The organism is Pseudomonas floridensis, from assembly GCF_002087235.1.
Classification (GTDB): domain Bacteria; phylum Pseudomonadota; class Gammaproteobacteria; order Pseudomonadales; family Pseudomonadaceae; genus Aquipseudomonas; species Aquipseudomonas floridensis.
Map to the genome: position 1 here is coordinate 1 of NZ_MUIO01000135.1, position 8864 is coordinate 8864.

7 protein-coding genes and 1 pseudogene are annotated in these 8864 nt (G+C 48.6%); all 8 read left to right on the top strand.

Translation table 11 applies throughout. The annotated features are described in order from the left end of the window. Positions 1 to 867 (top strand): annotated as a pseudogene (locus tag BZK31_RS26025) (IS5 family transposase); the annotation flags it as partial. A gap of 910 nt (positions 868 to 1777) precedes the next feature. Next, on the top strand, positions 1778 to 2755 hold the full coding sequence (locus BZK31_RS26030) for a hypothetical protein (protein ID WP_244182739.1): 978 nt from the start codon (positions 1778 to 1780) through the stop codon (positions 2753 to 2755). Further along, on the top strand, positions 2756 to 3454 hold the full coding sequence (locus BZK31_RS26035; protein ID WP_083186111.1) for a hypothetical protein: 699 nt from the start codon (positions 2756 to 2758) through the stop codon (positions 3452 to 3454). Between the two features lie 102 nt (positions 3455 to 3556). Continuing rightward, a complete protein-coding gene (gene tssI, locus BZK31_RS26040) occupies positions 3557 to 5392 on the top strand; it encodes a type VI secretion system tip protein TssI/VgrG (RefSeq protein ID WP_083186112.1) in 1836 nt (611 codons plus the stop codon). Positions 5393 to 5430: 38 nt separating this feature from the next. Then, entirely contained in the window at positions 5431 to 6018 is a 588-nt protein-coding gene (locus tag BZK31_RS26045; RefSeq protein WP_083186113.1) for a DcrB-related protein, read from the top strand. Then, complete coding sequence (locus BZK31_RS26050; RefSeq protein WP_083186114.1) at positions 6015 to 7241, top strand: PAAR domain-containing protein; 1227 nt, start codon at positions 6015 to 6017, stop codon at positions 7239 to 7241. Before BZK31_RS26045 ends, BZK31_RS26050 begins: the two co-directional genes overlap by 4 nt. Positions 7242 to 7243: 2 nt before the next feature. Further along, positions 7244 to 7711 carry a YrhA family protein gene (locus tag BZK31_RS26055; RefSeq protein WP_083186115.1) on the top strand — a complete coding sequence of 156 codons (468 nt, stop codon included), beginning with the start codon at positions 7244 to 7246 and terminating at the stop codon, positions 7709 to 7711. Positions 7712 to 8072: 361 nt separating this feature from the next. Continuing rightward, positions 8073 to 8720 (top strand): hypothetical protein, encoded by a 648-nt coding sequence (locus BZK31_RS26060; protein ID WP_244182738.1) that lies wholly within the window; start codon positions 8073 to 8075, stop codon positions 8718 to 8720. Positions 8721 to 8864: the final 144 nt, after the last annotated feature.

An 8864-nucleotide genomic window follows, 5' to 3' on the forward strand; every position in this document is an offset into this window, starting at 1 on the left:
CCTGATCGAGCCGTTCTACCCCAAGGCCGGTGGCGGTCGAAAACCTTACCCACTGGAAACCATGCTGCGCATTCACCTGCTGCAGAACTGGTTCTCCCTCAGCGATCCGGCCATGGAAGAAGCGCTCTACGAAATCACGCCCATGCGTCAGTTCGCGCATCTGACACTGAGCGCGCCGATCCCTGAAGACACCACGATCATGAACTTCCGGCACTTGCTGGAGAAGCATCAATTGGCACCTGCCATCCTCGCGGTCATCAACGGTTATTTGCAGGAAAAAGGCCTGTCGTTGCGCTAGGGAACAATCGTCGACGCAACCATTATTCATGCCCCAAGCTCGACCAGGAACAAAGACGGCGAGCGCGATCCCGAGATGCATCAGACCAAGAAGGGTAACCAGTATTTCTTCGGTATGAAGGCCCACATCGGCGCTGACGTTGAGTCTGGACTGGTTCATCACGTCCACGGGACCGCTGCCAATGTGGCCGATGTCACCCAAGTCGCCGAACTGCTCCACGGCGAAGAAAACGCGGTGTATGCGGACGCAGGTTACACCGGTGTCGAGAAGCGCGAAGAGCACGAAAATCGTGACGTGATCTGGCAAATCGCGGCTCGGCGCAGCACGTACTCAAAGCTGAACAAACGCAGCCTTTTGTACAAAGCCAAGCGCAAGATCGAGTACTGCAAAGCGCAGACACGTGCCAAGGTCGAGCATCCGTTTCGGGTAATCAAGCGTCAGTTTGGCTACGTGAAAGTGCGCTTTCGTGGGCTGATGAAAAACACAGCTCAGCTGACCACGCTGTTCGCCCTGTCGAATCTGTGGATGGCTCGAAAACAGCTATGGGTATGGGTGAGTTGCGCTCTTAACTCGGGAGAGCGGGCGAAAACGCCCTCCCTGTATGAGGCATCGTTCGATTTTCAGCGGATAACGCTGTTTGCCGGGTGAATTTTCGACTTTCCGCTGACTTGCGGCAACTTGATCGGAGAATCCCTAGGGATCGAGAAGCGTTATTTTCCTTCTGCCATTAAAAAGTTCTTGGTTCCGGCCACTGTCGTTTCCCTATCCCTTCTTTATAGAGAACGATGGACATTGTTCGCTGAGTATGCTTTTCAGAGTTCAAAAGCGATATTTTGTGCGCAGACGAAGCGCTTGATCTAAGGATAAACGTAGACGATTGTCGAGAGATCTAATTTGAGGCTGCAGGCTACCAAGAAAAAAACCTGCGAAGTTAAGGCGAAACGCTGCTCACCCGCATCGAGAGATGGTGGCTCTTTGTCACTACGCGCAGAGGTTGTTTCACCAGGTTGACAGGGCGCTACTCCACGGTGTCTCCTACCGCCATCCTGCGAAACCGATGCTGCGCATAGATCGTTTATAGAGGTAGTGGCGCTTCTGACCCGGGCTGATGTCACAGGTCTTGCTCCAGTGGTTGGATTTAGCCGAATGCTTACAAAGCCGTATGTGGCCTTGATCCTACAAGCTTTTCGGAAATGGCCACATTGATTACGAGCTCTTGCGAAGCGATCGTCGCTAGGTATGTGATCATGATGCAATTTGTTTTGAACCTGAGGACAAAGGTTTTCTGTGACTGCCTGATGGGCGGCGAGCGATATTGAAGACGATAAATTCATCGCTCTCTGCTGAGGTCTGGCCAGAGCTTGACGGAACGGATAACGCTTTCGAGCGCATCACGGCTAGAGTGGAGAAGTACACATGGACGAGAGACGTATACCTTTAACGTGTGCCAGCCCCCGTCGAGGTGGGCCGCAGTTGGGCATGATGGCTCCTGGGAAATCAGCGTTTCCCAGTGAAACCGCTACCCAGCGTTATATGAATCCGATGCATTTTGCAGGTCAATATGCAACTGATGATTACACTGCTGCCGTTTTTCTCGTTAACCAACTCTCCTCCCCAGACTCGGGCCTTACTCCTGAAGAGTCCAAGACCGCAGCTCTTATGTTGCGTGAGCTGCTGCAAAATCTGAAGGTCGGCGTTAATGTTACAGCGGACGCGTTAAAGTCATTGCAAGAATCTGCTGAAAAGATTCCAGAGATAGGGCCACTCATGTTCTCCATGGGGAACTTGCCTGGGACAGTGGCGAGCATGACCGGTAGTGTTCTAGCAGTATCGAAGGCCAAGAAGGTTTCTGACCTTCTTGATATGACCCCAGCGCAGAAGGCGAAATTTCATAAGTGGGCAAACAGCAGGGGGACACCGGGTGCAAAGTCGGCGAGCAAAACGTTTAGAGGCGCCATAAAGATTATAAGTGTCGCGGGTCAGCGTTATTTTGAAGTCCCGGTTACGGCATCTGCACAGTACTATAGAGTGTTGGGTCAGGTCGGTAGCCCGGTGGCACACATACCTCTTGGTAATACTAAGAGCGTTCTGAATCAGCGTGCGCATCTACACAGTGAGGGAGCCCGTGGACCATTACGCTTTGCAACGGGCAATGTCGTTGGTGCGGTTTTGGCGGTAGGACCTCAGGCTTATTTGGACTGGAATAGTGCTACCACAACGGAAGATTTTTTAAGGAAATCTGCTGCGAGCCAGCCTACGAACGTCGCATCGTTTGCCGGAGGTTTACTTGCGGGCGTTTTAGTGGTTGCTATTGCTGGCGCATCTACTCCCTTCATAGTGGTCTTAGGGGTGGGGTGGTTGGCTGGACTGGGTGTACAGAAAGTTATGGCGAGCAAAAAGTATGACAAAGAAGCTGAAGGGTGGCTAAATAAGAAAATTGACGAGTTTAAAGATTAAATGGCTAATATGTATAATCCCGATCCTGTCTCTATAAAAAAAGGACCGCTGGCAGTTGTCGCCTTTGCCCTTTTTTCAGGTCTTTTAGGTCCTATAAATTTTTCGGGTGTGTGGTGGATTTACGGTGTTTTTTCAATGGTTTTGCTAATGCTTATGGTGTATCTGGTTTACAGGTGTGAGCGCTTTACGGTATACACCTTGAGTATGTCGATTGTCGGTTTATCTTCACTTGCATTTGCAGCTGCTGGACTTGCTTATATAGTCGCTTTTGACGATTTAAATAGGTCAAGAGGTGAGGCCGCAATGCTTGGGGCTTTTATGTTCCTGGCAGTTGCAGGATATTATGCATTGGTTTATTTTACAAAATCCAAAGCATTTCCATTTTTAATTTCCGGCAACAAAGTTTCCCCTATTAAAGTCAGGTCCACAAATATAAGCGCTGGTCTTATCTCAGGCGTCGGGACCTTGGTGTCAGCAGCATTTATTAATGCCACAACACCCCTGACCAGCGGGATTGTCGCTGCAGTGGGGCTTTTTTTTGCTTGCATTGCATTGCTGACATATGACCGTGATTCAATCAGAGGCTTACGCACTTTGCGCGTCAAAGAGAGTAAGATGAGCGAGCCCTTTACGTTCAGTGGCATTGACGAAATTCGTGAAGCCCGAAGCCGTTGGTTATTGGGTAGATTATTTAAATGACCAGCTTTGCAGCAAACGCCTTCATTCAGCAGACCTTTGGCAGTTGTGCGGTTGGCCGCATGACTCACGACTCGTTCACCGGTTCAAGGAGTAGTTGAGGCGATGGATCTTTCATCTCTGTTAACCCCGCAGAATAGACGCCTATTCAAGCTCACGATGGCCCTTTCGGGAGGCCAGGAGTTATTGCTGGAATCTTTTGTAGGGCAAGAAGGCCTATCAACGGATTTTGGCTTTCAGCTTGAGCTGATATCGGAAGATCCAAGCGTAAAGCTGAAATCCGCTATTGGTCAGCCTGCAACCATCGAGATCGAACTTGCCACCGGGGGAAGCCGCTACATCAATGGCCACGTCCTCAGCTTCGGGAACAATGGCAGTGATGGAGGGATGTCGCGGTATTCTGCTTATATTGGATCTTGGCTTAGTTTGCTTGAGCAACGATATGACTCGCAAATCTATCAAGATTTGACCGTCGAACAGGTCGTCAGTAAAGTTTTTAGCCGCTATGACGGAATCGCCAAGTATGAGTTTCGGGTTAATCGTACACTGAAACCACATAGCTATATTACCCAATATCGCGAAAGTGATAGCCATTTTGTTAAACGGCTGCTTGAGCACGAGGGATTGTTTTTTTACTTTGAGCATACGGCTGATTCCCATACGCTTATTGTCATGGACGACTCGACCGTCCTGACGCCGCTGCCCGAGCAGCCTCAGATACGCTTTCACACAGCATCGGTTACGGAAAACTCGGATTCAGTTACACACTGGACATCTGCTCGAGAGTTTCAGCCCGCTAAAATTTCGGTTCAAACCTTTGATTATAGGCAACCAAATAACCGGATTCCGGTTACGATGAACAGTCTCAATCAACAAGGCGATGCGCCATCGTATGAACTCTATGATTATATGGGGCAGTACACACATGGCAGCCCGGCTGATGGTGAGATACTGGTGCGCAATCGCATCGAAGCGTTAGAGCTTAAAGGTAAGACATTCTTGGGCTCAAGTAACTGTCGTGCACTGCGGCCGGGATATACGTTTGAGCTGACACAGCATTATGAACATGATGCAGGTACTGCTGAAGACCGACAATTTCTTATAATGACTGTTGAACACCGTGGAAGTAATAACTACACAACAGGTAGTCAAGCGGGCTATGCGAACAAGTTCTACTGTGTGCGCAAGAAGATAAAGTTTCGACCTCAGCTGGACACGCTGAAGCCCGAGATTACCGGTCCCCAAACCGCCATCATCGTCGGCCCGCCCGGCGAAGAGATCTACACCGATGAAATGGGCCGCGTAAAAGTGCAGTTTCACTGGGATCGCTACGGCCAGTTCGACGATAAAAGCTCCTGCTGGGTTCGCGTTGCGCAGACCGGAGCCAGTGGCGGTTTCGGCAGCATGCAGATCCCTCGAGTGGATGACGAAGTTGTCGTTGTTTTTCTCGATGGCAATCCTGACCGCCCACTGGTTATGGGCAGCCTTTACAATAGTCAGAACACACCGCCGTGGTCGTTGCCTGCCAACAAGACCCAGAGTGGTTTCCTGACGCGCTCGATAAAAGGTAAGGGCTCCAACGCTAACTTCTTTCGGTTTGATGACAAGTCTGGTGCCGAGCAGGTTAGCCTTCATGCAGAGCGCAATCTGGATACCGAGATTGAAGCTGATGAAAGTCATCAGGTTGGCGGTAACCGAGATATCAAGGTTAAAGGCAAACACTCGGAAACCATCAAGCTGGAGTCAAGCGTAGTAGTGGAGGATGGTTCTTACTTCGTTACTGTTGATCAGGGGGAAGTAAAGATCAAAGCCGCGACATCCATCACGCTTGAAGTGGGTTCCAGCAAGCTGGTCATGAGCAAGGACGGAACCATTATTATCTCCGGAGTTACGGTGAATGTGGAAGGTACGACCATCATCAACCTCAACAAAGATCAATGACTTTTGGATATTGAACTGACGGAGAAGGGATCGACCACATGCAGAGAACCAGTTTTTATGACCGCATTTCCGAAGCCCGTATTCGTGAAGAAAAGCGATTGGAGGAGGAGCGTCTTGCGCAAGAGGCCTTGGACGCGATTCCGCCGCCCGAACGATTTCAGACCAACGAGCTGAGTTTTATTCGACCGTCGGGTTTCAAGGATAAGACTTTTCATGTGTTTACGTTGACGGATATTGGGCCTAGCCCTTTGTCCATAGTGATAGGGCGTACTCCAATTGAGGCTGATTCGGACCTTGAGACGATATCTCAGTCTTTGCTAGCAGACTTAAAAAAAGCATTATCGCATCTTGAATGGGTCGAGCCTTTGTCCCCTGCTCACGTCGCAGGTGTAGAGGCTAGACGCGTAGAGTTCAAATGGCGCCAACAAGGGCTACCGGTGCATCAGCTTCAACTAATGTTTTTCCATCGAGATGAGCAGCAGCATCCTCTCTTGCTGCAGGTAACTGCGACCAGTAATAACTCAAAAGGTATGACCACAGAAGAGAGAGAGGCTTTCTATTCGATTGTCGAAACGCTCGAGCTTCGTCATTCCTCATTGGATGATGAGCCGGTACAGCAGGCATGAGTGGCGCCGCGCGTCTGGACGACCCGATTGAACATACTGGGTCGCTAACGGGCCTTTTGGCTGGGTTTGCTATTGGTGCCATTGGAGCGGCGCTGATAGTCGGCACGGGTGGTTTAGCTGCCGTAGCTATAGTCGGAGCAGCAGCTGCTACAGGCGCAGGTGTTGGGCAGTTAATTGGAAGCCTCTCGATCTGTAACCACGAGACCGGCCAAATCGTAACTGGATCGGCTAACGTATTTACCAATGGGAAACCTGCAGCTAGAGCTCATGTCGATAAGGCTAAATGTGATGAACACGGATCGGCTCCGCAAGTTGTCGCCCAAGGTAGTGGCACCGTCTATATCAATGGTCAGCCCGCTTCTCGGGTAGGCGACCGGACAGTCTGCGATGCAAAAATAAGTGCGGGATCCAGCAATGTGTTCATCGGTGGTCCGACCGAGACCACTGACCCAATAAATCCTGAGGTGCCCGTATTGCTTGAACGGGGCATTCTGCTTCTGGGTTTGGCAAGTGCGTTTGTCCTAGCAAGCCCGGTAATCGTGGTCGCGGGTTTCGCAGGCGGAATTGCTGGGGGCATGGCTGGAAACTGGGCTGGTGGTCAGTTATTCGGCGAAGGATCCGACAGGCAAAAGCTCATGGCTTTTGGCGGTGCGTTGCTGGGTGGGGGCCTGGGGGCTAAAGGCGGGAAGTGGTTTGATGCGCGTTATGAGATCAAGGTGCAGGGGCTTGGGTCGAATTTAGGGAATGTGAAGATTGTTCCGCGTGAACCTCAAAAGGGTTTTGTTGGAAAGCTACGCGGTGAGGAGTTTGAGTTGCCTGGCGTTAAGACGGAAAGTTTTGTTTATACAAAGCGACCTACTGCCGAATTAAAGTTGTTAAGAAACGAGTTTAATAGTTCAGGCAGGTCAAATTTTTTGAAAAGTCTTTCTGATTCTCCAGGCAAAGTTAAAGCTCTGCAGAAATCTGGTTTTAATGATGTCGAGATTAATAAGATACAGAGTGGTAAGCTACCTAATAAAGAGTGGGAGGTACATCATGTTAAGCCTTTGGATGATGGTGGCACAAATGCACATAGCAATTTGACCCTGATTAAAAATGAGCCATATCATAAGGTTATCACTAACGTACAGCGATCTCTGACAAAGGGTATGAGTGCTGGTGAAAGTAAAGTGGTAGAGTGGCCAATGATTGAAACCAGAATCTATCCGCCTCCAGGAGTCTAAATGTGAATAAAAAAATTCAATCAAAAATAGCAGCCCTGCGTAGCAGTCTTGACGAGGCTGATATGTTTCTAGGCGCAGCTGCAACGGACGAAGATATACGGAATTTAGAGGCGAAGTGTCTGAGTGAGTTGCAGGCGACATTGCCAAAGCAGTATTTGGATTTTCTTAGAGCTTATGATGGTTTGATTTCGGGAGGTGTGTTTATCTACTCGAGTCGGCCGCATAAATTTCGTGATAGTGTAGGTTATAGTCATGCACTCGTTGACCAAAACCTCATTGCTCGTGATTTGGATTTTATGAGTGATTTTTTAGTTTTTGGTGAAAGTGATATGGATGTTTATGTTTTGGAAGTGGCATCAAAGAACTTTCAGGTCAGGGATAGGCAGGTGATAGACAATGTCTTTGAAGAATTTCAATGCTTTGATGAGCTTCTCGAGTTTATGATCGATTTGATCATTTTGCGAGCGTGACAATGCACGCGGCGGAATAACCTGCCCCCAGATTATGTTTAGAGGGCGCAGTTCTTCGTATTCTTTTAACGAATGGGCCTTCAGCCTAACGAAGGGATTAGTACTCATATAATGCGTAGTTCTTCGAGGTAGTCGTTGGGCTGTTCTTTAATAATTTAGTGTGAGATGTGGCTGTGAGATTGCTACAGCCACTTACCATGATGGGCAGTTGATCGATGTCAGCCAATGGTGTTCGTCACAGGCAAGACGTAGGTGCTAACTATGATTGATTATGGTGTTGTATGATAAAAGAAAGAGATTTGAATGAGGAGTTTGAAGGTGTAAAGAAAATATCGGACAGCACCTTTTTCTTCAGGATGTAATGAAGGCTTACATCTACAATTATTGGTTATCATCCTCTGTAGATTACGATCTTTTGGTTGTTTCCGAAAATTTAATAGATGACTCCTTTGCGCTTACTGTAATAGGTAGTGCTCCAGAGAAGCTTGCCAAAGACGAGCCTACGATTTACGAGTTACCTAGCTCGTACAGAAATTTTAGTCATGTAATTGCTGTGCCAAGCAATTTTCATGGTTGCTTCAACGGGCGCGACGGTATCAATCGAGAGAATCTATTTCTATGTGTCCCAATCTTTAGATGTGAGTTTTCGGGGCGCGAGTCGGTCAACGAGTTTAGAGAGATACGGCTAAATTTTGTGCCGACTCTAGACTGGAATAGAGATGCGCATCCTAAACTTCGCGTTTATTTTGATAATCCTAAAACTGGAGGTGGAACTGTAGATGAGGGCGCTCTATTTAAATTACCTGTTCTTCTAGATGAGGTGGTTAGACTTGAAGATGTAGCCGATGGATTTATTGAAATCACTAACTGGCATGATGATATTCTGGAAGTGCTTTCTGCCTCAAAAGACCAGTATGTTTTGATATACGATAGGGTTGATGAAAAGCTACTCTCCAAAGACTTGGCTCTTTCCCAAGTTAAAGAATTTGCCGAAGAAACCTATAAGTAAACTAAGGCGCGCACGGCCAGATCAGCGAAGCGCGAAGACGAACCCGAAAACACGCTTTACTACTTCCACACCGGCACGCCACTGGAGATGACCGTATGCGATCCATAAACCCCACCTGCCAAACAATCGTATCCGCTCCACGAA